We start from the raw sequence: 22,964 nt of genomic DNA, 5'->3' as shown, positions 1-22,964 counted from the left end.
GACACGTACCCGTCCCCACCGCACACGAGGAAGTGGCGCACATGGCCTCAGCAGCATCCGCTCCCCCGACACCCGGCACTCTCAAGCGCATCGTCGCCGCGTCCCTCATCGGCACCACCATCGAGTGGTACGACTTCTTCCTCTACGGCTCCGCCGCCGCCCTCGTCTTCAACAAGCTGTTCTTCCCGGACTCCGACCCGCTGGTCGGCACCCTGCTGTCGTTCCTGACCTATGCCGTCGGGTTCGCCGCCCGTCCGCTCGGCGCGCTGGTCTTCGGGCACTACGGCGACCGGCTCGGACGCAAGAAGCTGCTGGTGCTGAGCCTGATGCTGATGGGCGGGGCCACCTTCGCCATCGGGCTGCTGCCGACGCACGCCACCGTCGGCACGGCCGCTCCGGTGCTGCTGACCGTGCTGCGGCTCGTGCAGGGGTTCGCGCTCGGCGGCGAGTGGGGCGGTGCCGTGCTGCTGGTGTCCGAGCACGGGGACGCCCGGCGCCGCGGGTTCTGGGCCTCGTGGCCGCAGACCGGAGCGCCGGCCGGACAGTTGCTGGCGACCGGCGTGCTGTCGCTGCTGACGGCGGTGCTGTCGGACGCCGCGTTCACCAGCTGGGGCTGGCGGATACCGTTCCTGCTGTCCGGCGTCCTGGTCATGGTCGGTCTGTGGATCCGCCTGTCCGTCGACGAATCCCCCGTCTTCAAGCAGGCGTTGGCGCAGTCGGAGGCGCGCAAGGCGGACGCCGAGCCGCTTCCGCTGGTCGCCGTGCTCCGGCACCACTGGCGTGACGTGCTGATCGCGATGGGCGCGCGGATGGCGGAGAACATCAGCTACTACGTCATCACGGCCTTCATCCTCGTCTACGCCACCACCGCGGCCGAGGTCTCCAAGCAGACGGCGCTCAACGCGGTGCTGATCGCCTCGGCCGTGCACTTCGCGGTCATCCCGGCCTGGGGTGCGCTGTCGGACCGGATCGGCCGCCGTCCGGTGTACCTGCTGGGGGCGGCCGGCGTGGGGCTGTGGATGTTCCCCTTCTTCATGCTCATCGACTCCGGTCACTTCGGCAGCCTCCTCCTCGCGGTGACCGTGGGCCTGGTGCTGCACGGCGCGATGTACGCGCCCCAGGCGGCCTTTTTCTCCGAGATGTTCGCGACCCGGATGCGCTACTCCGGTGCCTCCATCGGCGCCCAGTTCGCGTCGGTCGCGGCAGGCGCCCCCGCGCCGCTGATCGCCACGGCGCTGCTGAACGAGTACGACAGCTCGACGTTCATCTCCCTCTACGTCATCGCCGCGGTGCTGATCACACTGGTCGCCGTGGGCGTGGCCAAGGAGACCCGCCACCGGGATCTCACCGACGTCGCGTCCGCGGAGGAGGGTGCCGAGGAGCCGGCCGGCTCCCGCCCCACCGGTGCGCGTACCGCCTGACTGCCGCGCCGCTGACCCCCGTACGCCCCCGCGTGCGGGGGTCAGCGCTGTGCCGGGACCGACAACCGGTGCAGCCTCAGGGCCAGTTGTATCTCCAGCGTGCGGGCGGGGCTCTGCCAGTCGTCGCCGAGGAGGCGGGCGACGCGTTCCAGGCGCTGCGCGACCGTGTTCACGTGGACGTGCAGCTCGTCCTTGGTGCGTGCGGGGCTCATGCCGCAGGCGAAGTACGCGTCGAGGGTCCGCACCAGTTCGGTGCCGCGTCGCTCGTCGTAGTCCACGACCTGGCCGATGGTGCGGTCGACGAAGCCGGCTATGTCCCGGTCGCCGGCCAGGAGCAGTCCCAGGAACCCGAAGTCCTCGGCGGCGGCACCGTCCCCGGAGCGGCTCAGCAACCGCAGGGCGTCCAGGCAGCGTCTGGCCTCGTGGTAGGCGGCGGCCACGGTCTCGGGGCGGGCGGCGAGGTCCTCGAGGGGTGCGGAGGCGCCGACGGTGACGGCCTCGTGGACGGCGGTGCCCAGCTCCCGTGCGGTACGGCGGGCCAGCTCCGTGGCACCGTCCCGGGGGCCGAGGGGCAGCAGCAGGACGGTGCCGCCGTCGCGGGCGGCGGCCAGGCCGTGCCGGGTCGCGGCGAGGTGGGAGGCCGCGGCCCACAGGCGCCGGCGGGCGTCCGCCTCCTGGTCGGCGTCGGGCGCGACGGCGTCGAGGCGGGCGGCGAGCACCACGTGCGTGGCGTCGAGGTCGGCGTGCAGCCGTCGGGCGCGTTCGCGCAGCAGGCGCGGGTCGCGGTCGCGGGCGTCGAGGAGGTCGTCCAGCAGTTCGCCGCGCACCCGCTGTTCGGCCTCGGCGGCGGAGCGCCGGGCGAGCAGCAGCAGGGAGGTGACCATCGCGGCCCGCTCCAGGGTGAGCTGGTCCACGGGGTCGAGTCCCGGATGGCCGCGCAGGACCAGGGCGCCGAGCAGTTCGCCGCCGGCGGTGACGGCGGCGATCCAGTCGTCGTCGTGCCGCACCGCGTGTCCTTCCGCGCGGGACGTCTCCAGGGCCCGGGCGGGTGCCGCGGCGGCCTCGGTGAACTCGACGGTGCCGGCCAGGACCTGGGAGACCGCGGCGGCCACGTCGTGGACGCCGCCGCCGCGCAGGACCAGCTCGGCGAGCCGGTCGTGGACGTCGGAGGCGCGTTCGATGACGCCGCTGCGGTCCTTGATGATCTCGTTGGCCCGCTCCAGCTCGGCGAGGGCCGAGCGGGTCTCCGCGAGCAGGTTGGCGGTGTCGATGGCCGCCGCCGCGAGGGCCGCGAAGGAACCGAGCAGGGCGATCTGCTCCCGCTCGAAGACCCGGGCGCGCCGGTCGGCCGCGAACAGCACGCCGATGACGTGGTGCCCGAGCATCAGGGGCACGCCCAGGATCGCGACGAGTCCCTCGTCCCGTACGCCCGTGTCGATGGTGCTGGTGTGCTGGAAACGGGCGTCCTTGAAGTAGTCCTCGGTGACGTAGGGCCGGGCGGTCTGGGCGACGAGGCCGCCGAGCCCTTCCCCCATGCCGAGCCTCAGCTGCTGGAAGCGGGCCGCGACCGAGCCTTCGGTGACGCGCATGTAGGTGTCACCGCGTGCCGGGTCGTTGAGGCTGAGGTAGGCCACGTCCGTGCCGAGCAGCGAGCGGGCCCGCTGCACGATCGCGCGCAGTACGGCGTCCAGGTCGCGCAGCCCGGCGAGGTCGTGGGCCGTCTCGAACAGTGCCGACAGTTCGGCCTCGCGCCTGCGCCGGCCCTCCAGCTCGGAGCGCACGCGCAGCGCGAGGAGCTTGGCCCGCTCGAGCGCGGCGATCCGTCCGGCCGGTCCGCCCTCCGCGCGGGCGAGGAGCACCGGCTGCTCGTAGGCGTCGGCGGAGGCTCCCCTGGCCAGCAGTTCCAGGAAGGGCGTCTCGGCACCGGCGGGCGCCGCGGGGGGCACCGGCGCCGCGGCATGGTGGACGGGACGCTCGGCGGACTGCGCGTGATCGCGGGACATGCTCACAGGATTCCCCATCGCACGGTCGTCCCGGCAGCCCTGTGGAAAACCCGGGCCGCCGGGGGCGTCGCCCTGATCGGCACACGCATCGTCCCGCTCGGAGCGCGCATCGTCGCCCCGCTCAGTGCGCGGTCCAGCCGCCGTCCAGGACGAGGGACGTGCCGGTGACGAAGGACGCCTGCGGGCCGCACAGGTACGCCACGGCCTCGGCGACCTCCTCCGGTTCGATGAGCCGCCGCAGCGCGCTGTCGCGCAGCAGCACGTCGGACAGCACCTGCTCCTCGGGGATGCCGTGCGCCCGGGCCTGGTCGGTGATCTGCTTCTCCACGAGCGGGGTGCGGACGTAGGAGGGGTTCACGCAGTTGGAGGTGACGCCGTGGGCGGCTCCCTCCAGGGCGGCGGTCTTGGACAGGCCCTCCAGTCCGTGCTTGGCGGACACGTAGGCCGACTTGTAGGCGGAGGCGCGCAGTCCGTGCACGGAGGAGACGTTCACGATGCGGCCCCAGCCCTGCCCGTACATGTGGGGCAGGGCGCCGCGGATCAGGCGGAAGGGGGCCTCCAGCATGACGGTGAGCACCGTGTGGAAGACGTCCGGCGGGAACTCCTCCAGGGGCCGCACCATCTGCAGCCCGGCGTTGTTGACGAGGACGTCGGTGCCGGCGGCCGCGTGTTCGGCGGCGTCCAGGTCGGTCAGGTCCAGGACCTGGGGTTCGACGGTGCCCGTGAGGTCCACGGCCAGCTCGGCGAGCGCGTCCAGCCCCGTGGCGTCCCGGTCGACCGCTCTGACCTTGGCCCCGGCGGCGGCGAGCCGCAGCGCGCAGGCGCGGCCGATGCCGCCGGCGGCGCCGGTGACGAGGGCGGTGCGGCCGCCGAGGTCGAGCGGGGAGGCGTGGGGGGCCGGGAGGACACTGGGCGAGGTCATGTCCCGACCCTAGGCAGGGCCCACCCCACGCCCCATGTGGGCACGCCCCATAGTTCAGACGGAACCAGTGGGGTCGAACCATGTGGGAGCGTCGGACAGTGCCTGCTTGATCCGGGACTGCCCGAACTCCCCGAGATCCGGCAGGGCGTCGACGGCGAACCAGCCCACGTCCAGCGACTCGTCGTCGTTGACCCGGGCCTCGCCGCCGACCGCCCGGCAGCGGAAGGTGACGTCCATGAACTGGCAGACGTCGCCGTTCTCGTACGTGACCGGGCTGAGTGCCTGGACGAGGACCAGCCGCTCGACGACGCACCGGACGGCGGTCTCCTCCTCCACCTCGCGCACGGCGCAGGCCGCGGGCTGCTCCCCGGGTTCCGGGATGCCCCCGATCAGCGACCAGCGCCGGTTGTCGGCCCGCCGGCCCAGCAGCACCCTCCCCTCCTCGTCGAAGACGACGGCGGTGACTCCGGGGAGCCACAGCAGCTGGTGTCCGGCAGAAGCGCGCAGGTCGCGGATGAAGTCGGGAGTAGGCATGCGCCCGACCCTAACGGGCCGGGCGGGCCGATCCCGGCGAGGTCGCGGGGCGTGCGGCGGGCGGACGGTCACACGCCACGGGCGCGCCGCCCGCGCACACCGGCGCCGACGGCCCAGCCGAGCCCGCCGGCCGCGACGAGCACGAGGGCGATCTCCGGCCCCACGCCCCACCGGGTGGCGGGGGTCTCGGAGGAACGCAGCGGCACCTCCTGGACCAGGGAGTCCGCCACGAACATGCCGGTCTTCTGGGTGATCCGGCCGTCCGGCATGATGATGGCGCTGACCCCGCTGGTCACCGGCACGGTGACGGTCCGGCTGTGCTCGACGGCGCGGATGCGGGACATCGCGAGCTGCTGGTAGGTCATCTCGCTGCGGTCGAAGGTCGCGTTGTTGCTGGGCACGGAGATCAGCTGGGCGCCGTCGGTGACCTCGGAGCGCACGGCCCAGTCGAAGGCGGCCTCGTAGCAGGTGACGAGCCCGACCTCGGTGCCGGCCATGGTGAAGACGCCGGGCTCGCTGCCGCGGCTGAAGTCCCGGCTGACCATGGAGGTCCAGTCGTCGTTGATCGCCCCGATCAGCGAGCGCAGCGGCAGGTACTCGCCGAAGGGCTGGATCTGCCGCTTGTCGTAGGTGTCGACGGGGCCCTTGTCCGGGTCCCACAGGATCTGCTCGTTGAGCAGCTTGCCGTCGCGTTCGACGACACCGCCGACCGAGATGGGGACGCCGATCGCCTTGGCGGCCCGGTCGATGACGTGGCGCGCGTCGGCGTTGGCGAAGGGGTCGATGTCGGAGGAGTTCTCCGGCCAGAGCACGAAGTCGGGGCGGTCGGCCTTGCCCGCCTCGACCTCGGCGGCCAGGCGTTCCGTCTCGCGCGCGTGGTGGTCGAGCACGGCGCGGCGCTGGGCGTTGAAGTCGAGGCCGGCGCGCGGCACGTTGCCCTGGATGACGGCGACGGTCGCGGTGCCCTCCTCCGCCGCGTCGGTGACCAGCGGCCGGGCGGCCAGGGCGCCCACGACGGGTACGGCCACGCCGAGCAGGGCCGCTGCCGCCGCGCCCCGCCGTACGGTGCCGGTACGGCGGGCCCCGACGGCCAGGCGGGCGGTCTCGCCGAGGCCGAAGCCGCACAGGACGACCGCGAAGCCGAGAACCGGTGTGCCGCCGACCGCGGCGAGCGGCAGGAACACGCCGTCGGCCTGTCCGAACGCGATCTTCCCCCAGGGGAAGCCGTGGAAGGGCACGCGCGCGCGTGCGGCCTCTCCGGCGATCCACACGGCCGCCGCCCACACCGGCCAGGCCGGGAGCCTCGACACCATGGCGATGCCCGCCCCGACCAGCGCGACGAAGATCGCCTCGATGACGACCAGGGCGAGCCAGGGGCCGGGGCCGACCTCCACACCGGTCCACACCAGCAGGGGCAGCAGGAAGCCGAGACCGAACAGGTAGCCGAGGCCGAGGCCCGCCTTCCAGCTCCGGCCGCGCAGCACCGCGCCGAAGACGGCGAAGGCGGGCAGGGCCAGCCACCACAGGGTGCGCGGCGGGAAGCTGACGTAGAGCAGCACGCCGCAGAGCGCGGCTGCGGCGGCCGGATACAGGCGCGTGAGCCGCGCGGCGAGGCGCGAGGCGGGTGCGGCCTGCGGCTTCAGCCGGTCCGGCTCGCCGACGGTGGTTGCGGTGACGGTCACCCCCCGGAGTGTACGGCGCGTGACTTCGCCGCCGACAGCATGGTTCGAGGGGGTCGGTGGGGCCTCGGGCGGCGGGTGCCGCATCGTTTCGGCACAACCGGCTGCCGAGCCGTCCCCAATCCGCCGACCAGCCGTTACGGTGTGCCGGAGCCTCAGTCGTCCGGTCCTGTCGTCCGGGCGCCGGGGCCCGTCGAGGTCGGGGGCGACACGGGCGGGGGGCACGGTGGGTGCGAGGGGGCGGGAGTCCGCGGCCGGTGCGGCGGCGGACGGCGCGAGACGGAGCGGTTCGGACGCGGCGGGCGTGGTGATCCTCGGGGCGTGTGCGTCCTGGTCGCTGATCACGGCCGCCGCGCGCGACGGGCGTCCGGAGGGGGTGCTGCTCGCGGTGCTGGCGGTGGCCGCCGGCTACGCCGTGGGTCGGATCTGCGGCGCGCTCCTGCCGGTCGCCGCGCCCTGTGCCGCCGGGCTCGCCGGTGCCGCTCTGCCGGTGGCCGTCCCGCACCTGGTCGCCGGGCCGCGGATCACCGTGCCGCTCGGGCACGCCGGGGCCACCGCGGCCCTGCTGGTCCTGTCGGCGGGTGCCGCCTGCTGCGGGGCCTGGGCCAGTCCGGTGCCCGCCGTGCGGCTGGTGCTGCGGCTGCTGGCCGCGGGGATCGCCGTGACCGCGGCCGTCCTGGGCTCGGCCGCCGGTTGCGCGGCCAGTGCGGGGGTACTGCTGTGCTCGCTCGCCGCCGGCCGCGTCCGCCGCCGGGGTGCCGCGCTCGCGGGGCTGGGTCTGGTGGCGGGCCTGGTGACCGTTCTGACCTGGGCGGTCGCGGCGAGGGCCGTGCCGGACGGTCTCGCCGTGTCCGTGGAGGGACGGCTGACCTCCGCCCGTGTCCTCCTCTGGGGCGACGCGCTGGACCTGCTGCGCGAGGACGCCGTTCTCGGCGTGGGCCCGGGCCGCTTCGGTGAGCTGAGTCCGACGGCCGGGCAGTCGTCGGTGCCCGACGGCAGGCCTCACTCGGCGGCCTGGCAGCAGGCGGCCGAACAGGGCGTCCTCGGCGTCGTCCTGCTGGGGGCGGCCTTCGGCTGGGTGCTGTACGCGCTGTGGCGCTCGCCGCGTCCGACGCCGGTCGTGCTGACCGCGGGGGTGGCGCTCACCGGGCTGGCCGCCATCGCCTCGGTGGGCAACGCGCTGAGCTTCACCGCCGTGTCGGTGGGCGCGGGGCTGCTCGCGGGACTGGCCACGGCCCGCCCCCTCGCCGACGAGTCACCGACGGCGGTGCCGGGGACGGGGCAGCGGGATCGCCGGGCGTTCAGGTGACGCGCGGGCGACTCTCGGTCGGCCAGGCACGCCGTGAGGGGGAGATCGCGGCGCGGCGGCCTGGCCGATGCCCGCGAGGGGCGGGCTCAGTGCGCAGCCGGGCCCGGGGTCTTCGGCCGGAGGCGGTCCTTGATGACCTGGACGGCCGCTTCCGCGTCGTCCACGGTGACGGTGAAGGTGTGGCCGTCCCACAGCCGCAGGATCAGACCCTCGCCACGCCGTACGACGACGGCGGTGCCCTTCTCCGGCCGCCAGCGGTAGCCCCAGCCGCCCCAGTGGCGCGGGGTGACGTGCGGGGTGAACTCGGCTCCGACGACGTGCGAGAGGGGGATGCGCCGGCGGGGCACGCCGATGTGGCCGCAGCGCACCTCCAGGCACTCCTCGTCGACTCTCAATGCGACGTGCACGAACGCCAGCGTGCCGAAGAGCACGAGCAGTCCGGCCGCGATGCAGCCGACGACGGCCATGGCCAGCGGGGCGATGCCGGACTCCCAGGCCGAGTCGACGGCCAGCGCGATGCCCAGTGCCACGCAGGCGACGCCGATGAGCGCCAGGAACCACTGGACGCGGTTGGTGGCACGTCCGGTCCAGACGTCCGGTGCGGGGGTGCTCTCGCCGGGGCGATGCCTCATGGATATGAGGTTACTCATGTTTCGCTGCGCGGGTACCTCGTCGCGCAGGGTGACTGGGCCGAGCGGGCGTGCGGCCCCGGTCAGCGGGCCGGCGTGACCGTGCGCAGCAGCCGGCCTTCCTCGTAGGCCGCAGCGGTCGCGGGCAGGGCGCCCTCGCGTCCGCTCAGCAGCACGGTGAGGGTGCCCGCGGCCGGGGCCCCGGGCTCGGGCCGGGCGCCGATCCGGCGCAGCGCCTGTGCGGCGACCGCGCCGGCGGAGCCGTGCAGGACGAGGCGCGGTGAACCGGGGCGCTGCACGGCGGCGCGGATGCGTTCGGCGACCAGTTCGTAATGGGTGCAGCCCAGGACGACGGTCGTCACGTCCTCGGGCGTCAGCGCGGCGGCGGCGGCCACGGCGGCGGTGATCGCCGTCTCGTCCGCGTGTTCGACGGCCTCGGCGAGACCGTGGCACGGCACCTCGGTGACGGGCGTGCCGGCGGCGAACTCCTCGATGAGTCCGCGCTGGTAGGGGCTGCCCGTGGTGGCGGGCGTCGCCCAGATCGCCACGGGGCCGCCGCCGGCCGCGGCGGGCTTGATCGCCGGGACGGTGCCGATGACCGGAAGGCCGGGTTCGAAACGGGCCCGCAGCGTGGGCAGCGCGTGCACGGTGGCCGTGTTGCAGCCGACGATCAGGGCCTCCGGCCGGTGCGCTGCGGCGGCTTCAGCGACGGCCAGGGCCCGGCCGGTGAGATCTTCGGGGGTCCGCGGGCCCCAGGGCATGCCGTCGGGGTCCAGGGAGAGGATGAGATCGGCGTCCGGCCGCAGGCGCCGTACCGCAGCGGTGGCCGCCAGCAGACCGATTCCGGAGTCCATGAGCGCGATCTTCACCAGGCCACGATAGACGATGGGCCTTCGCGCGCCGCGGCGTGGGGCAGACTGCGCACGTGAGCGCCGATGCGTGGACTTCCGTCGTGACCGTCGTATCCGCCCTGTCCCTCGCCGCCTGGCTGTGGCTGCTGCTCGCCCAGGGCTTCTTCTGGCGTACGGACGTCAGGCTGCCCGGCCGCGTGGAGCCGGACGTGTGGCCGCCGGTCTGCGTCGTCGTGCCGGCGCGCGACGAGGCGGGGGTCCTGCCGGCAAGCCTGCCCGCACTGCTCGCCCAGGACTATCCGGGGCGGGCGGAGGTCTTCCTGATCGACGACGGCAGCACGGACGGCACCGGCGACCTGGCGCGCGACCTGGCCGGACGCCAGGAGGGTCTCGCGCTCACCGTCGCCTCGCCCGGGGAGCCGCCGGCGGGCTGGACGGGCAAGCTCTGGGCGGTGCGGCACGGCATCCGCTTGGCACGCGCGCGGGAGCCCGAGTACCTGCTGCTGACGGACGCCGACATCGCCCACGCGCCGGACAGCCTGCGGCAACTGGTGGCCGCGGCCCGTACCGGTGGTTTCGACGTCGTCTCGCAGATGGCCCGGCTGCGGGTCGAGAGCGCGTGGGAGCGGCTCGTGGTGCCGGCCTTCGTCTACTTCTTCGCGCAGCTGTACCCGTTCCGGCGGATCGGCAAGGAGCGCGCCGGGGGGCGGGCGACGCGGACGGCGGCCGCCGCGGGCGGCTGTGTGCTGCTGCGCGCCGACGCCGCCGAGCGGGCGCGGATCCCGGACGCCATCCGGCACGCGGTCATCGACGACGTGGCCCTCGCCCGGGCGGTCAAGGGCAGCGGCGGCCGGGTGTGGCTGGGGCTGGCCGACGGCGTCGACAGTGTGCGTCCCTATCCGCGGCTGCACGACCTGTGGCGGATGGTCTCCCGCAGCGCCTACGCGCAACTGCGGCACAATCCGCTGCTGCTGGCCGGTACGGTCGCCGGCCTGGCGCTGGTGTACCTGGTGCCGCCGGCCGCGGTGGTCGCGGGCGCGGTGGCCGGCGGTACGGCGGTGGTGTGCGGAGCCGCCGCGTGGCTGGTGATGGCGGGGACGTACGTGCCGATGCTGCGGTACTACCGGCAGCCGCTGTGGCTCGCTCCGCTGCTGCCGTTCACCGCGTTCCTGTACCTCCTGATGACGGTCGACTCCGCGGTGCAGCACTACCGGGGGCGCGGCGCGGCCTGGAAGGGCCGCACCTACGCCCGTCCGGGCGCCCTGCCCGACGAGGGCTGAGCGCCCGGAGGGTTCACTTGCGGCCCGGGGTCCAGTTCATGCCCCAGCCGTAGGCGTAGTCGACCGTCCGCTGCGGGCTCACGCCGCGCTCGGGCACCAGGTAGCGGGCCTCGCGCTGGACGACGAGGTCGTCGCCGGTGTTGGTGATCAGCGCGAGGGCGCACACCGTCGAGGGGACCGTGCACTCGTCGAGCGAGAAGTCGATCGCGGCGCCGTACTGCGGCTGGAGGGTGACGGTGGCGTGCAGGTCGGCGAAGGAGCGCGCTCCCTCGTAGATGGTGACGAAGACGAGGATGCGCCGGAAGTGCTTCTGGTGGTCGAGATTGATGGTGAGGTTCTCACCGGTCGTCACGGCACCGGTGCGGTCGTCGCCGTCGAGGTGGATGAACGGCGGCTGGTGCAGGGAGCCGAAGGCATTGCCGAGGGCCTGGACGACGCCCTTGCTGCCGTCGCTGAGTTCGAACAGGCAGCACAGGTCGAGGTCGAGGTCGTCGTGCATGGCGACCGGGCGGCCCAGCTTGCGGGCCCAGCCGGAGAACTGTTTGCGCACCTCCCAGTTGAGGTTCACCCGCATGGTGCCCGACGTCCCGCCCTGTTTGGTGAGGGAGACGGAGGGCGCGGCCTTGGTGAGCGTGACCTTGGTCAGGCGGACCGGCTCCGCGGAGGGTGCCGTCGCCGGGGGCGGCGGGGTGCCCGCGGGCCGCGTCGTGGGCGGGGCCGGCGGCGCAACGGTGGCCGGGGCCGGGGGCACCGCGGCGGGCGGGGGCGTGAGGGGCGTTGCGGCCTGTTGCGGCTCGTCCACCGTGATGCCGTAGTCGGTGGCCAGGCCTTCGAGGCCGCTGTCGTATCCCTGGCCGACGGCGCGGAACTTCCAGGCGCCCTGGCGGCGGTAGAACTCGCCGAGCACGAACGCCGTTTCGACCGTGGCGCCGGGGTTGTCGAAGCGGGCGACGACGGTGTTCTGCGCGGCGTCCCGCACCTCGATGTACAGGTCGGGGATCCGGCCGAACGATCCGCCGTCCGAGGAGGCGGCGACGATCACCGTCTCGATCGCGGGCTCCACGCGCGCGAGGTCGACCAGCAGGCCGTCGGTCACCCGGCCGCCGGCGTCCCGCTTGCCCTCGTGCCGGACCGCGCCGGAGGAGTGCGCGGGCTGGTTGTAGAAGACGAAGTCCGCGTCGGAGCGGACCTTGCCCGCCACGAGGAGCAGTGCCGAAGCGTCCGCATCGGGCACGCCGGGGCCGGATCGCCAGCCCAGTTCGACCCGCAGCGCCGTGGTCGGCACCGGGGTGTTCGAGCCTTTCGACATTGACATGTCCGCCCCCATCACGTGTCACCGCGCCGGGCCGCGTCCCGGCGGTTCGTCTGGTTTTCCGCGCCCAACCTATTCCCCCTGCCGCGGGCCGCTCAGGGAGACGGCGTGAGGACCGCCGGCCAACCGTCGGTAACCCGCCCGGAACTTGGCCTTTACACCAAGATCGCGCCCCGCGCTGCCCTATTTCGCCGAGTTCGCTCTGATTGGGGAACTCAGGTCACCGCGGGCCCGGAAAACAACCCTCTTATCGGTCTCCCCAACCAGCACATCGTGGGCTTAACTTATGTGCCATGACCTCCCCCCGCTCCACTTATGGCGGCGGCTACTACTCCGCCTCCTTCCCGGACACCCCGATCTACGACTCGCTCGTCGCCGAGCGGGGTACTCCGCAGATCGCCCCGATCCGGGTTCCCGCCGCGTACGACGCGCCGGGCAGCCACCTGCCGGCGCTGCCGTCGGCCCTGCCCGCCCTCCCGGCGGCCCCTTCCCAGCCCTCCTACGGCTATCCGCAGCAGATGCAGATGCAGCAGATGCAGCAGCCCGCTCCGCTGCAGCAGGCGCCCGCCGCGTACATCCCGCAGCAGGCGAGCGCCCCGCGCGGATACCCCGGACCCCAGCAGCCGCAGCAGCCCCGCCCGGCCGCGCCCGGCCCCGCGGGGTACGAGGCGATGCGCCCCGCGGCGCCGCGGCCCGCCCCGGCGCCCTATCAGGATCCGTACAGCAACCAGCAGTACCGCGGCTACTGAGCCGTCTCCCCCGGTTGTCGGTGCCGCCTGGCACCATGACCTCATGGGGAACGCGCGACTGCAGTCGATTCACGTCCATCCGGTCAAGGCGTTCCGGGGCCTCGCGCCCCGGGAGGCCGTCGTGGAGCCCTGGGGGCTGGCCGGAGACCGCCGCTGGATGCTGGTCGACGACGGGGGAAAGGTCGTCACACAGCGCGAGCAGCCGCGCCTCGCCCTGGCCGCCGCCGAGCTCCTGCCCGGCGGCGGCATCCGGCTGTCCGCGCCCGGCAGCAGCCCGCTCACGGTGCCCGTCCCGGACGCGGCGAGCACGATCCCGGTACAGCTCTTCGGTGACAAGGTCGAGGCGGTCCCGGTGCGGGACGACGCCGTGCACGCCTGGTGCAGCGCCCATCTCGGGGCCAACGTGCGGCTGGTGCACCTGGACGATCCCGCCACCCGCCGGCCCGTCGACCCCGAGTACGCGCTGCCGGGCGAGACCGTCTCCTTCGCCGACGGCTTTCCGCTGCTGCTCACGACGACGGCGTCCCTCGACGCCCTCAACTCCCTGATCGCGCGCGGGGACCACGCGGCGGAGGGCCCGCTGCCCATGAGCCGCTTCCGGCCCAACCTGGTCGTCTCCGGCACCGACGCGTGGGCCGAGGACGGCTGGTCGCGCATCTCCGTCGGCGAGGTCGGCTTCCGCGTCGCCAAACCGTCCGGACGCTGTGTGGTGACGACCACCGACCAGGACACCGCCCAGCGCGGCAGAGAGCCCCTGTACAGCCTCGGGCGGTACCGCCGTATCGGCCGCAAGCTGGTCTTCGGGCAGAATCTCGTGCCCCTCGGTCCCGGCACGGTCCGGGTCGGCGACCCGGTGCGGATCGTCGAGTGACGGAAGCGACGCGCCCGCGCCCCGGTGACCGGGAACCCGGCCCCGGGCCCACGCGTTGGCTTTCACGAGATGCAGGTGAGAAGAGACGGCCGAGGACGCGGGCACGAGGTGCCGTCGGGTCCTGCGGACCGGCTCGTGGCCGGGCGGATCGACCGGGGGCGGCAGGGAGCGGGAAGGGGGCCGGGCGGTGCGGGCGATCAGCGGACTCTGGCGCTGGCGGCACAATCCGCTGCGCCGCACGACCGACCTGGCCGAGGCCTGGGTCGCCCTGTCGGGCCTGTTGCTGATCCTGCTCGTCGCGCCCCTGATCGGCGCGCTCGTGGGCGGTGCGGCGCAGGATGCCCTGCAGCGGTCGGTCCGGGCCCAGCACGAGTCCCGGCACCAGGTGACGGCCTTTGTCGTCCGCGAGCTGAAGCGCTCCCCGTTCGACGTCGATCCGGAGGGCGTCTCGGCCGGGGACCTGCGCAGCCGTGTCCTCGCCCGCTGGGAAGCGGCGGACGGCTCCGAGCACCGCGGTTCCGTCCTGGCGGGCCTGCGGGACCCGCACCCCGGCGACCGTTTCCGGATCTGGACCGATGCGCAGGGCCGGATGGTGGCCCGCCCGCTGGACCCCGCCACCGCCACGACGCACGCCGCACTCGCCGGTGTCGGCGCTGCCCTGGCCACCGCGGTCCTGGTCGAGGCCGGCCGGCGCATCGTCGTGTGGCGCATGGTCCGCCGCCGCTACGACCGTTGGGAGCAGGAGTGGGACCGGGCGGGCCCGGACTGGGGCCGGACCGGCGCCGGCAGCTGACGGGCTTCCGCCTCTGGTCAACCCACCGTCTGCGCGCACGCTACGGTGGACCGGCCGAACCAATCGGCGACAACCCGCGCGTGAGGAAGCCACAGGTGCGTGCCGGTGTCGGGAGCGCGTTCGGGCCCGCGGGCCACGCCGCGGCCCGCCCCGGCCGGGGCGTCACCGACGGCGAACGAGCCATCAGTACGACGAGGTGGGGGCACAGCAACGCCATGGCACAGGGCACGGTCCAGGTGACGCACACCGGCACCTCGCGGTGGCGGCGCCGCACGGGTGAGTACGCATCGCTCGCCGCCGCCCTGGAGGCTTCGGCCGAGGGTGACGTCCTCACCATCACCCCCGGGACCTACCGGGAGAACCTCGTCGTCGAGCGGGCCGTGACCCTGCGCGGGCCCGAGGGCGCCCAGGGTTCGGTCCGGATCGCGCCCGTCGACGGGGTGCCGCTGACGCTGCGTGCCTCGGCCGTCGTCCAGGACCTGCACGTCGAGGGCCAGGACGCCGCGGCGCCCGCGGTGCTCGTCGAGGAGGGCACCCCCGAGCTGCTGGACGTCCGGGTGGTCACGCGGTCCGCGTCCGGCATCGAGGTGCGCGGCAGCGCCCGGCCCACGGTGCGGCGCTGCACCGTCGACAACCCGGCGGGCATCGGCATCGCCGTCCTCGACGGCGGGGGCGGGGTGTTCGAGGAGTGCGAGGTCGTCTCGGCCGGCCAGGCGGGTGTCGCGGTGCGCTCCGGCGCACACCCCCGGCTGGAGCGCTGCCGGATCCACCACGCCGCCGGTTCGGGGCTGACGGCGACCGGTGAGCACTCCGCGCTGGAAGCGGTGGGGTGCGAGATCTACGAGGTGCGGGGCAGCGGCGTCCAGGTCTCCGGCCGGGCCACCGCGCACCTGACCGACTGCGACGTGCACCGCACCACCTCCGACGGCGTCACGCTCGACACCGACGCCGTGCTCACGCTCGCCGACTGCCGCATCCACGACATCCCGGAGAACGCGGTCGACCTGCGCTCCCGTTCCGTGCTCACCCTGACCCGCACCAGCGTGCGGCAGTTCGGGCGCAACGGCCTGTCCGTGTGGGACCCGGGCACCCGCGTGGATGCCAACCAGTGCGAGATCTTCGACAGCACGGGCGACTACCCGGCGGTCTGGGTCAGCGACGGCGCCACCGCGGTGCTCGACTCCTGCCGGGTGCACGACGTGCCGGACGCACTGTTCGTGCTGGACCGCGGCTCGCGCGCGGACGTCGTGGACAGCGACCTGTCCCAGGTGCGGAACACGGCGGTTTCGGTGAGTGACGGCGCCGTCGCGCAGCTCGACGACTGCCGCATCCGGGACGCGGCGACGGGCGCGTGGTTCCGTGACCACGGCAGCGGCGGCACCCTGAACAACTGCACCCTGGTCGGCAACCGCACCGGCGTGATCGTCACCAAGGGCGCCGACCCCACCATCGAGCGCTGCACGGTCGACTCCCCCTCCGAGGCCGGGGTGTACGTGTCGGCGGGCGGCCGCGGCAGCTTCCTCGGCTGCCGGGTGACGGGCAGCGCCGGCTACGGCTTCCATGTGATCGACGGTTGCCGTACGACGCTGCGGAAGTGCCGTACGGAGCGGTGCGCGCGCGGCGGTTTCGAGTTCGCGGACGGCGGCCCTGACGCGTCGTCCGACTCGGGACCGCTCGTCGAGGACTGCGCCAGTGACGAGAGCGGCGGCGCTCTGGCGCCGCCCCCCGCGCGGGAGACGGCCGTGGAGACGGTGGGCCACTCCCCCGGCGGTCTGCTGGGCTCGATCCCCGGGCAGCGCAGCACCGAGCAGGAGCCGCTGATCGCGGGCACCGGCCCCGAGGAGCCCGCGCGGACGTCGAAGGCCGTCCTCGGCGAACTGGACGCGCTGGTCGGCCTGGAGAGCGTCAAGCGCGAGGTCCGGGCCCTGACCGACATGATCGAGGTGGGCCGGCGCCGGCAGCAGGCCGGGCTGAAGGCCGCCTCGGTCAAACGGCACCTGGTCTTCACCGGCTCCCCCGGCACCGGCAAGACGACGGTCGCCCGGCTGTACGGCGAGATCCTCGCCTCCCTGGGCGTACTGGAGAAGGGCCATCTCGTCGAGGTGTCCCGCGTCGACCTGGTCGGCGAGCACATCGGTTCCACGGCGATCCGCACCCAGGAGGCGTTCCACCGGGCGCGTGGCGGTGTGCTGTTCATCGACGAGGCGTACGCGCTGTCCCCGGAGGACGCGGGCCGGGACTTCGGCAAGGAGGCCATCGACACGCTGGTGAAGCTGATGGAGGACCAGCGGGACGCGGTCGTGGTGATCGTCGCGGGCTACACGGCGGAGATGGAGCGCTTCCTGTCGGTCAACCCCGGTGTGGCGTCCCGGTTCTCACGGACCATCACCTTCGGCGACTACGGGCCCGAGGAACTTCTGCGGATCGTGGAGCAGCAGGCCGAGGAGCACGAGTACCGGCTGGCGCCGGGCGTGCCCGAGGCGCTGACACGGTACTTCACGGCGATCCCCAAGGGCCCGGCCTTCGGCAACGGCCGCACCGCGCGCCAGACCTTCGAGGCGATGGTGGAGCGGCACGCGAGCCGCGTCGCCCAGCTGGCGGACCCGAGCACGGACGACCTGAGCCTGCTCTACGAGGAGGACCTGCCGGAGCCGCCCCGGTAGGGCCCCGCCGGGGCGGGGCCCTAGCAGCCGCCGGGGCCGCCGTCCGCGCCCGGGACGGGCGGTGCCTGGCCGGTGTGGCGCGGCGCCGGCACCTCCGGGCGCAGCCGGGCCAGCAGCCGGCGCCGTTCCTCGGCGAAGGCCGGGTCGGCCTGGTAGTCGGAGTGGCCCAGGATCGGCGCGGGCAGCGGGTGCAGATCGGTGCGGCCGTACGTCAGCGGGTCCTTGAGGGCTTCGCGGTCCACGGCCGGGCCGCAGTCGCCGGGCAGCCGCATCGGGCCGCCGATGGGGTCGGTGCGCCGGTAGAGGTTGCGCCAGCAGTCGACGTCCCGGTGCAGGGAGCCGAGCGCGTCGGGTCCGAAGTGGGCGGGGAACCAGCGGCCGTAGAGGCGCTCCAGCGGGGAGCCGTAGGTCAGCAGGGCGACCCGTTTGCGTGCGGAGGGCGCCAGTTGCCAGGCCGCGGCGGCGGCGAGGACGCTGCCCTGCGAGTGCCCGGAGATGACGAGGCGCCCGCCGGTGGCGCGGGTCCAGGTCGCCATGCGCCAGGTCAGGTCGGGCACCGCGCGCTCGGCGTAGCAGGGCGGTGCGAAGGGGTGGGCGGCGCGCGGCCAGAAGGTGCCGACGTCCCACAGGATGCCGATGGTGCGCCGGGCGGAGGCATCCTTGTAGGCGCGCCGGCCCCAGGTGACGAAGAGTAGGAAGCCGAGGCCGATGAGCCAGGAGCCCAGCGCCTGCGCGGTCTGCGCGGCTCCGTGCACGACGGCGTACGTCCCGCGCGCGGCGTCGGCCGGCACCTGGTCGGTCGCCAGGGCGCCCACGAGGGCCGCCGCGCCCAGCAGCAGGGTGGCGACGGAGGTGATGGCGACGACGAGGGGGCCCCGGTCGGTGAGGGCGGCCATGGCGCGGGCGGTCGCGATGCGGCGGGTGCGGGCCGGGTCCCCGGCCTCTCCGGGGTGATCGCCCTCCACGGCGTCCCGCTCCGCCCGGGCGAGGCGCCAGGTGCGCCGGGCCAGGGCGGCACAGAGCAGCAGCACGACGAGGATCAGCGGTGGGATGACGGACGCCTGCCAGGTCAGCAGGACGGGCGGCCCGTCGATGGACGTGCCGGTGCCGTCCAGCCAGTCCGACACCCGCTGCGCCACCCCGCCGGACATCACGCCCCCCAGTGCGCAGGCCAGCATGGCGACGGCGGGACCGCCGAGGCCGCGGATCGCGGCGCGCGGGTCGGGGAGGGCGCGGTGCAGTGTGTGGGCGACCACGCCGATGAGGATCACCAGCAGTCCCTGCACCAGGGCGATGCCGCCGAAGGTCATGTCCCCGGGCAGCCGGCCGGCCGACGTCCACCCCGGGCGGGCCCAGCCGCCGTACACCAGGGCGAGGACGAGCAGGACGAGCGCGGCGAGCGGCAGGCGTCGTACGAGGTGCCGGTCGAGTTCCCGGTCGAGGCGGTGCTCGCTGCGGCCCCGGCGACAGGTCACGCCCACCGCCGCGACCGCCCCGACGACCAGGGCGGCCTCCAGCAGCCGGCCGAGCGCGTCGAGCAGCGCCGGCCCGCCGGGCGCCCGGTCGAAGCGGGCCGCCGGCACGCCGACCGCGGCGGCGACCGTCAGCAGGCCCATGGCGGTGTGCGTGGCCCGGAGCCGGGCCACCAGGCGTCGCCCGTACCAGAACCCGGGCCGGTTCAGGGCGGTGCGGCCGGGGTCGCCCTCGGGGTCGGCGGTGCGGTCCATCGGCTGCTGGGACTCGTACGCCCGCCAGGTGCGCAGGGACAGGTACCACAGGAGGCCGGTGAGCGCGGCGGGCACGGCGGCCGCGAGGGCGAGCCGGCGGCCGGGCGGGCTCCACCAGCCGGCGGCCGGACCCGCCGGCGACAGGAAGCCCAGCCAGGAGTGCCGCTGGGCGCACGCGCGCGTGCCCGCACACTGCCAGGCGACGAGGTCGATCGCGACCTCGCAGGCCGCGGCGACCAGCAGCACCGTCAGGGTCAGTGCGGCGAGCCGCACCAGCAGCCCGTAGAGCCGGACCGTCCGGATCCGGCCGTGGGCGATGGGCCGCATCCAGTGGGCGAGGTTGACCACCATGAACGGCAGGAGCAGCAGCCACAGGGCACGGGTGCCGTTGCCGGAGGTGAGGTTGCACCAGACGTAGGCCTCGGGCACCGGCCGGCCGCGGTAGTCCTCGGGCCGGGACTCGGCGTCGGCGTCCTCGGTGCGCCGGAAGACGGCCGCGATGTGGTCGCCGGTGATCCGCACGGTGCGCGGGTCGTCCAGCATCTGGGCGGGTGTCGTACCGCCCACGCCGTGCACCAGGAGTTCCAGGGCGGTGCCGGTCTCCCGGGACTGCGGGCCCGGGACGGCGGGGTCGCTCCCGCCGCCGGCTCCGGTCCTCTCCTGCGCCTGTTCCACTGTCCGCACTCCCCCGTGACGCGCCGTCGGCCGTGTCCGTGCGGGCACAAGGATCTCCACTTCGCGGGCGTCGCACACCCCTCGGCACGGAATCTCCCCGAACCGTGTGACCGGCGGGGCGGGAGTGGCGCGTGCGCTCCCGCAGCCGGTGGCGCGGCCTGTGGTGGGGCGTGCGAGGATGGGACGTCCGCGCACCGGAGCGGGGAGAACTCCTCGTGGGAGCGGGTGGGCGGGGCGTGTCGGACGGTTTTGCGGCGAAAGGACCGAAGCGTACGTGAGTGAGAATGCGAACCTCCTCGCGGAGCAGCGGCGCGCCCTGATCCTGGACGAGGTGCGCCGCCGCGGTGGCGTCCGGGTCAACGAACTGACCCGGAAGCTCGGTGTGTCGGACATGACGGTCCGCCGCGACCTCGACGCGCTGGCCCGGCAGGGCGTGCTGGAGAAGGTGCACGGCGGTGCGGTGCCGGTGGTCGAGGCGAGCACGCACGAGCCGGGGTTCGAGGCCAAGTCGGGTCTGGAGCCGACGGCCAAGGAGGACATCGCGCGGGCCGCGGCCGAGCTGGTCACGCCGGGCGCCGCGATCGCGCTGTCAGGTGGTACGACGACGTACGCGCTGGCGCACCGGCTGGTGGACGTGCCGGATCTCACCGTGGTGACCAACTCGGTGCGGGTGGCCGACGTGTTCCACGTGGCGCAGCGCACCTCGGGCGCCCGGCAGGGCACGGCCACGGTGGTGCTGACCGGTGGTGTGCGCACCCCTTCCGACTCGCTGGTGGGGCCCGTCGCCGACCAGGCGATCGCGGCGCTCCACTTCGACCTGCTGTTCCTCGGTGTGCACGGGATATCGACCGAGGCCGGTCTGTCGACGCCGAATCTCGCGGAGGCGGAGACCAACCGGCGGCTGGTGCAGTCGGCGCGGCGGGTGGTGGTGGTCGCCGATCACACCAAGTGGGGTGTGGTGGGCCTGAGTTCCTTCGCGGCGCTGGAACAGGTCGACACGCTGGTGACCGACGGCGGTCTGCCGGCGGACGCGCGCGCGGAGATCGCGGAACATCTGCGGCTGGTCGTGGCGGGCGAGCCGGACAGCGGCGACTGAGGCCCTGCTGACAGCGGGCGCGTCCGCCGCTAGGGTGACGGGACTTCGCGGGTCGTCCGCGTCCGCGGCTCGTCACGAGGGGGTCGTCGTCCATGGCTCGCCGTCTGCGTCCGGTGGGGCTCGACTTCGTCGAGTCGGCGCCCGTACGTCTGGTGTTCTCGGCAGAGACCGCCGCCGCGCCCGAGAACCTCTACCGCGCGCTCGCCGAAGACGTGCCGGGCTGGTCCGCGTGGTTCTCCGCGGTGACCTCCGCGCGGCCCATCGCCGAGGGAGCGGGGCGCGAGATACGGCTCGTGGGCGGTGGGCGCTTCCTGGAGGCGGTGCTGGCGGCCCGGCCCTGCGAGGTGTACGCGTACCGCGTGGACGTCACCAACGCGCCGGGAGCCCGGGCGATCGCCGAGGAGTGGCGGCTGGCACCGGCCGGCACCGGGACGCGTGTGCGGTGGACGTTCGCCGCCGACGGCACGGCGCCCTTCCGCGGGGTCGTGCGCCTGGGCGGCCCGGCACTGGGGCGGGCCTTCCGGGACGCGGTCGCGGCACTGGACCGGCGGCTGGCCGTGCGCTAGGACGCGTCCGCGCGGTCCCTCCGTCCGTCCAGGCCCGCCCGCGGTCGTTCGGGCCAGGCGCCGGTGGCCAGGAGCGACTCGATCGCCGCGGCGTACGGACGGATGTCCAGGCCCTGTTCGGCGAGCCACGCGTCGGAGTAGTACTTGTCGAGGTAGCGGTCGCCCGGGTCGCACAGCAGGGTCACCACGCTGCCGTGGCGTCCCTCGGCCACCATCTCAGCGACGATCTTCAGCGCGCTCCACAGCCCGGTGCCCGTCGACCCGCCGGCCTTGCGGCCGATGGCCCGCTCCAGGGCCCGCACGGCGGCGACGCTGGCGGCGTCGGGGACCTTCATCATGCGGTCGATCGCCCCGGGTACGAAGCTCGGCTCCATGCGGGGCCGGCCGATGCCCTCGATGCGCGAGCCGCAGTCGCAGGTGACGTCCGGGTCGCCGGTGGTCCAGCCGTCGAAGAAGCAGGAGTTCTCCGGGTCGGCGACGCAGACGCGGGTGTCGTACTGCATGTAGTGCACATAGCGCGCGAGGGTCGCCGAGGTGCCGCCGGTGCCGGCCGTGGCGACGATCCACGCCGGCTCGGGGAACCGCTCGAGCCGCAGCTGGCGGAAGATCGACTCGGCGATGTTGTTGTTGCCGCGCCAGTCGGTGGCCCGTTCCGCGTAGGTGAACTGGTCCATGTAGTGGCCGCCGGTCTCGGCCGCGAGACGGGCGGACTCCTCGTACATCCTGCGGGAGTCGTCCACGAAGTGGCACTGCCCGCCCTGGAACTCGATCAGGCGGATCTTCTCGGCGCTGGTCGTGCGCGGCATGACGGCGATGAACGGCACGCCGATCAGTGAGGCGAAGTACGCCTCGGAGACGGCCGTGGAGCCGCTGGACGCCTCGATCACGGGCCGGCCCGGCCGGATCCAGCCGTTGCACAGGCCGTAGAGGAAGAGTGAGCGGGCGAGCCGGTGCTTGAGGCTGCCGGTCGGGTGGGTCGACTCGTCCTTCAGGTAGAGGTCGATGCCCCACCGCTCCGGCAGCGGGAACAGGAGGAGGTGGGTGTCGGCCGACCGGTTGGCGTCGGCCTGGACCTTGCGCACGGCTTCTTTCAGCCAGGCGCGGTAGTCGGCGTCGCTGTGGTCGACGTCGAGGGTGGCGCCGGTCCTGGACTGCTGGGGGGTGCTCACGACGGGGCTCCTTACGCTGCGCTCCGACGGCGCCTCGCGCGGCCGGTGCACACCGATCATAAGCACCCTGCGCACGCTTCTCACCTGCATAAACACACCTTTGAGTGCCCCAAAGGCGGGCTGGGACAAGGGCTGTGGACGGGTGGGGGCGCATTCGCGCGAGTGCTCCGGGCGACCCCGGAAAGGAGCGGCGCGTACTGGTGCTCGACGCCGGGTGCGGGCAGACTGCACCCGGCGGGACCGGGGTCCCGTCACGGGCGCACACTGGAGCACGACACGAGCCGGTACCGGGCCCCCCGCGGTGCCATGGTCCGGCAGACCGACGCGCACGAGGGGGCGGCGGCATGACGGAGCCGGAGTTCACGGCCACGGGGGTGCGGATCGGCAAGCGGCTGCGTTCGCTCACCCGGGCCGGGCAGGTCCGGATCAGCGGCGGCAGGCTGGAGTTGCTCACCAGCTACGGCAGCGAGATAGACAGCGCACCGGTGCAGGCCGTGCGCGCCTCCCGGCCCTGGTTCGCCACGGAGGACCGGGCGCTCGCCGACCTCAACGGCAAGCGGTACCTGCTGACCCTCGGCGAACGCGACCCCGCTCCCGGCGAGCCGGGCCCGCCGGCCGCACGCCGTTTCATCGAGGCCGTGCGCAGGGCGGCGGGGCGCAACGGCTGAAGATGTCCGTAACTTGCGGTGCCTCACCCCTTGCGTCACTCTGGTCT

At 74.2% G+C, this 22,964-nt stretch carries 19 protein-coding genes; 10 read left to right on the top strand and 9 right to left on the bottom strand.

Going from position 1 to position 22,964, the window contains the following annotated elements; translation table 11 throughout:
* Nucleotides 1–41 precede the first annotated feature (41 nt).
* Nucleotides 42–1,421: an MFS transporter gene (locus tag IEZ05_RS19415; protein WP_189231404.1), complete on the top strand. Its 1,380-nt coding sequence runs from the start codon at nt 42–44 to the stop codon at nt 1,419–1,421.
* Between the two features lie 41 nt (nt 1,422–1,462).
* Here the strand turns inward: IEZ05_RS19415 and IEZ05_RS19410 are convergent, their stop codons facing one another.
* The 4 genes from IEZ05_RS19410 to lnt form a co-directional block, all read right to left on the bottom strand.
* Nucleotides 1,463–3,424 carry a helix-turn-helix domain-containing protein gene (locus IEZ05_RS19410; protein ID WP_189231403.1) on the bottom strand — a complete coding sequence of 654 codons (1,962 nt, stop codon included), beginning with the start codon at nt 3,422–3,424 and terminating at the stop codon, nt 1,463–1,465.
* Nucleotides 3,425–3,545: 121 nt separating this feature from the next.
* Nucleotides 3,546–4,346 carry a 3-hydroxybutyrate dehydrogenase gene (locus tag IEZ05_RS19405; RefSeq protein ID WP_189231402.1) on the bottom strand — a complete coding sequence of 267 codons (801 nt, stop codon included), beginning with the start codon at nt 4,344–4,346 and terminating at the stop codon, nt 3,546–3,548.
* A 54-nt stretch (nt 4,347–4,400) separates the two neighbouring features.
* Nucleotides 4,401–4,880, bottom strand: a complete 480-nt coding sequence (locus tag IEZ05_RS19400) for an NUDIX hydrolase (RefSeq protein ID WP_189231401.1) — start codon at nt 4,878–4,880, stop codon at nt 4,401–4,403.
* 68 nt (nt 4,881–4,948) lie between these two features.
* A complete protein-coding gene (gene lnt / locus IEZ05_RS19395; RefSeq protein ID WP_189231400.1) occupies nt 4,949–6,562 on the bottom strand; it encodes an apolipoprotein N-acyltransferase in 1,614 nt (537 codons plus the stop codon).
* Between the two features lie 304 nt (nt 6,563–6,866).
* Between lnt and IEZ05_RS19390 the strand changes: the two genes are divergently transcribed.
* Nucleotides 6,867–7,868, top strand: coding sequence for an O-antigen ligase family protein (locus IEZ05_RS19390; RefSeq protein WP_189231460.1), 1,002 nt, complete (start codon nt 6,867–6,869; stop codon nt 7,866–7,868).
* Between the two features lie 86 nt (nt 7,869–7,954).
* Here IEZ05_RS19390 and IEZ05_RS19385 read toward each other — a convergent pair whose 3' ends face one another.
* Both IEZ05_RS19385 and IEZ05_RS19380 read right to left on the bottom strand, forming a co-directional pair.
* Nucleotides 7,955–8,500, bottom strand: coding sequence for a hypothetical protein (locus tag IEZ05_RS19385; protein ID WP_189231399.1), 546 nt, complete (start codon nt 8,498–8,500; stop codon nt 7,955–7,957).
* 80 nt (nt 8,501–8,580) lie between these two features.
* Entirely contained in the window at nt 8,581–9,366 is a 786-nt protein-coding gene (locus IEZ05_RS19380; protein WP_189231398.1) for a glutamate racemase, read from the bottom strand.
* A 38-nt stretch (nt 9,367–9,404) separates the two neighbouring features.
* Between IEZ05_RS19380 and IEZ05_RS19375 the strand changes: the two genes are divergently transcribed.
* Entirely contained in the window at nt 9,405–10,628 is a 1,224-nt protein-coding gene (locus tag IEZ05_RS19375; RefSeq protein ID WP_189231397.1) for a glycosyltransferase, read from the top strand.
* Nucleotides 10,629–10,641: 13 nt separating this feature from the next.
* On the opposite strand, the gene IEZ05_RS19370 is transcribed toward IEZ05_RS19375, so the two are convergent.
* Nucleotides 10,642–11,937 (bottom strand): TerD family protein, encoded by a 1,296-nt coding sequence (locus IEZ05_RS19370; RefSeq protein WP_189231459.1) that lies wholly within the window; start codon nt 11,935–11,937, stop codon nt 10,642–10,644.
* Nucleotides 11,938–12,233: 296 nt separating this feature from the next.
* On the opposite strand from IEZ05_RS19370, the gene IEZ05_RS19365 reads away from it, so the two are divergent.
* The 4 genes from IEZ05_RS19365 (at nt 12,234) to IEZ05_RS19350 (ending at nt 17,016) form a co-directional block, all read left to right on the top strand.
* Nucleotides 12,234–12,689 carry a DUF6643 family protein gene (locus IEZ05_RS19365; RefSeq protein ID WP_189231396.1) on the top strand — a complete coding sequence of 152 codons (456 nt, stop codon included), beginning with the start codon at nt 12,234–12,236 and terminating at the stop codon, nt 12,687–12,689.
* Between the two features lie 43 nt (nt 12,690–12,732).
* The gene (locus IEZ05_RS19360) at nt 12,733–13,560 is read left to right on the top strand and encodes an MOSC domain-containing protein (RefSeq protein WP_189231395.1); all 828 of its coding nucleotides are present in this window, start codon (nt 12,733–12,735) and stop codon (nt 13,558–13,560) included.
* A gap of 187 nt (nt 13,561–13,747) precedes the next feature.
* Nucleotides 13,748–14,353: an Rv1733c family protein gene (locus IEZ05_RS19355; protein WP_189231394.1), complete on the top strand. Its 606-nt coding sequence runs from the start codon at nt 13,748–13,750 to the stop codon at nt 14,351–14,353.
* A gap of 215 nt (nt 14,354–14,568) precedes the next feature.
* A complete protein-coding gene (locus IEZ05_RS19350; protein ID WP_189231458.1) occupies nt 14,569–17,016 on the top strand; it encodes a right-handed parallel beta-helix repeat-containing protein in 2,448 nt (815 codons plus the stop codon).
* A gap of 20 nt (nt 17,017–17,036) precedes the next feature.
* On the opposite strand, the gene IEZ05_RS19345 is transcribed toward IEZ05_RS19350, so the two are convergent.
* Complete coding sequence (locus tag IEZ05_RS19345) at nt 17,037–19,418, bottom strand: hypothetical protein (RefSeq protein WP_189231393.1); 2,382 nt, start codon at nt 19,416–19,418, stop codon at nt 17,037–17,039.
* Between the two features lie 274 nt (nt 19,419–19,692).
* Here IEZ05_RS19345 and IEZ05_RS19340 point away from each other — a divergent pair, with 274 nt between their 5' ends.
* Together IEZ05_RS19340 and IEZ05_RS19335 are read left to right on the top strand one after the other, a co-directional pair.
* On the top strand, nt 19,693–20,514 hold the full coding sequence (locus IEZ05_RS19340) for a DeoR/GlpR family DNA-binding transcription regulator (RefSeq protein WP_189231392.1): 822 nt from the start codon (nt 19,693–19,695) through the stop codon (nt 20,512–20,514).
* 92 nt (nt 20,515–20,606) lie between these two features.
* Entirely contained in the window at nt 20,607–21,080 is a 474-nt protein-coding gene (locus IEZ05_RS19335; protein ID WP_189231391.1) for an SRPBCC family protein, read from the top strand.
* Here IEZ05_RS19335 and cds1 read toward each other — a convergent pair.
* Nucleotides 21,077–22,249, bottom strand: a complete 1,173-nt coding sequence (gene cds1, locus IEZ05_RS19330) for an L-cysteine desulfhydrase Cds1 (RefSeq protein WP_189231390.1) — start codon at nt 22,247–22,249, stop codon at nt 21,077–21,079. The genes IEZ05_RS19335 and cds1 overlap by 4 nt on opposite strands.
* Nucleotides 22,250–22,593: 344 nt before the next feature.
* On the opposite strand from cds1, the gene IEZ05_RS19325 reads away from it, so the two are divergent.
* Complete coding sequence (locus IEZ05_RS19325; protein ID WP_189231389.1) at nt 22,594–22,917, top strand: hypothetical protein; 324 nt, start codon at nt 22,594–22,596, stop codon at nt 22,915–22,917.
* Nucleotides 22,918–22,964 lie beyond the last annotated feature (47 nt).

Source organism: Streptomyces flaveolus, assembly GCF_014648815.1.
Classification (GTDB): Bacteria; Actinomycetota; Actinomycetes; order Streptomycetales; family Streptomycetaceae; genus Streptomyces; species Streptomyces flaveolus.
Note: the sequence above shows the minus strand (reverse complement) of the source record. Positions and strands in the feature narration are given on the sequence as shown.

Bases quoted from the DNA above. Each gene is read 5' to 3' on its own strand.
- IEZ05_RS19385 (WP_189231399.1), bottom strand. From the start codon at position 8,500: ATGAGGCATCGCCCCGGCGAGAGCACCCCCGCACCGGACGTCTGGACC.
- IEZ05_RS19365 (WP_189231396.1), top strand. From the start codon at position 12,234: ATGACCTCCCCCCGCTCCACTTATGGCGGCGGCTACTACTCCGCCTCC.
- IEZ05_RS19400 (WP_189231401.1), bottom strand. From the start codon at position 4,880: ATGCCTACTCCCGACTTCATCCGCGACCTGCGCGCTTCTGCCGGACAC.
- IEZ05_RS19410 (WP_189231403.1), bottom strand. From the start codon at position 3,424: ATGTCCCGCGATCACGCGCAGTCCGCCGAGCGTCCCGTCCACCATGCC.
- IEZ05_RS19335 (WP_189231391.1), top strand. From the start codon at position 20,607: ATGGCTCGCCGTCTGCGTCCGGTGGGGCTCGACTTCGTCGAGTCGGCG.
- IEZ05_RS19415 (WP_189231404.1), top strand. From the start codon at position 42: ATGGCCTCAGCAGCATCCGCTCCCCCGACACCCGGCACTCTCAAGCGC.
- IEZ05_RS19370 (WP_189231459.1), bottom strand. From the start codon at position 11,937: ATGTCGAAAGGCTCGAACACCCCGGTGCCGACCACGGCGCTGCGGGTC.
- IEZ05_RS19325 (WP_189231389.1), top strand. From the start codon at position 22,594: ATGACGGAGCCGGAGTTCACGGCCACGGGGGTGCGGATCGGCAAGCGG.
- IEZ05_RS19405 (WP_189231402.1), bottom strand. From the start codon at position 4,346: ATGACCTCGCCCAGTGTCCTCCCGGCCCCCCACGCCTCCCCGCTCGAC.
- IEZ05_RS19360 (WP_189231395.1), top strand. From the start codon at position 12,733: ATGGGGAACGCGCGACTGCAGTCGATTCACGTCCATCCGGTCAAGGCG.
- IEZ05_RS19350 (WP_189231458.1), top strand. From the start codon at position 14,569: ATGGCACAGGGCACGGTCCAGGTGACGCACACCGGCACCTCGCGGTGG.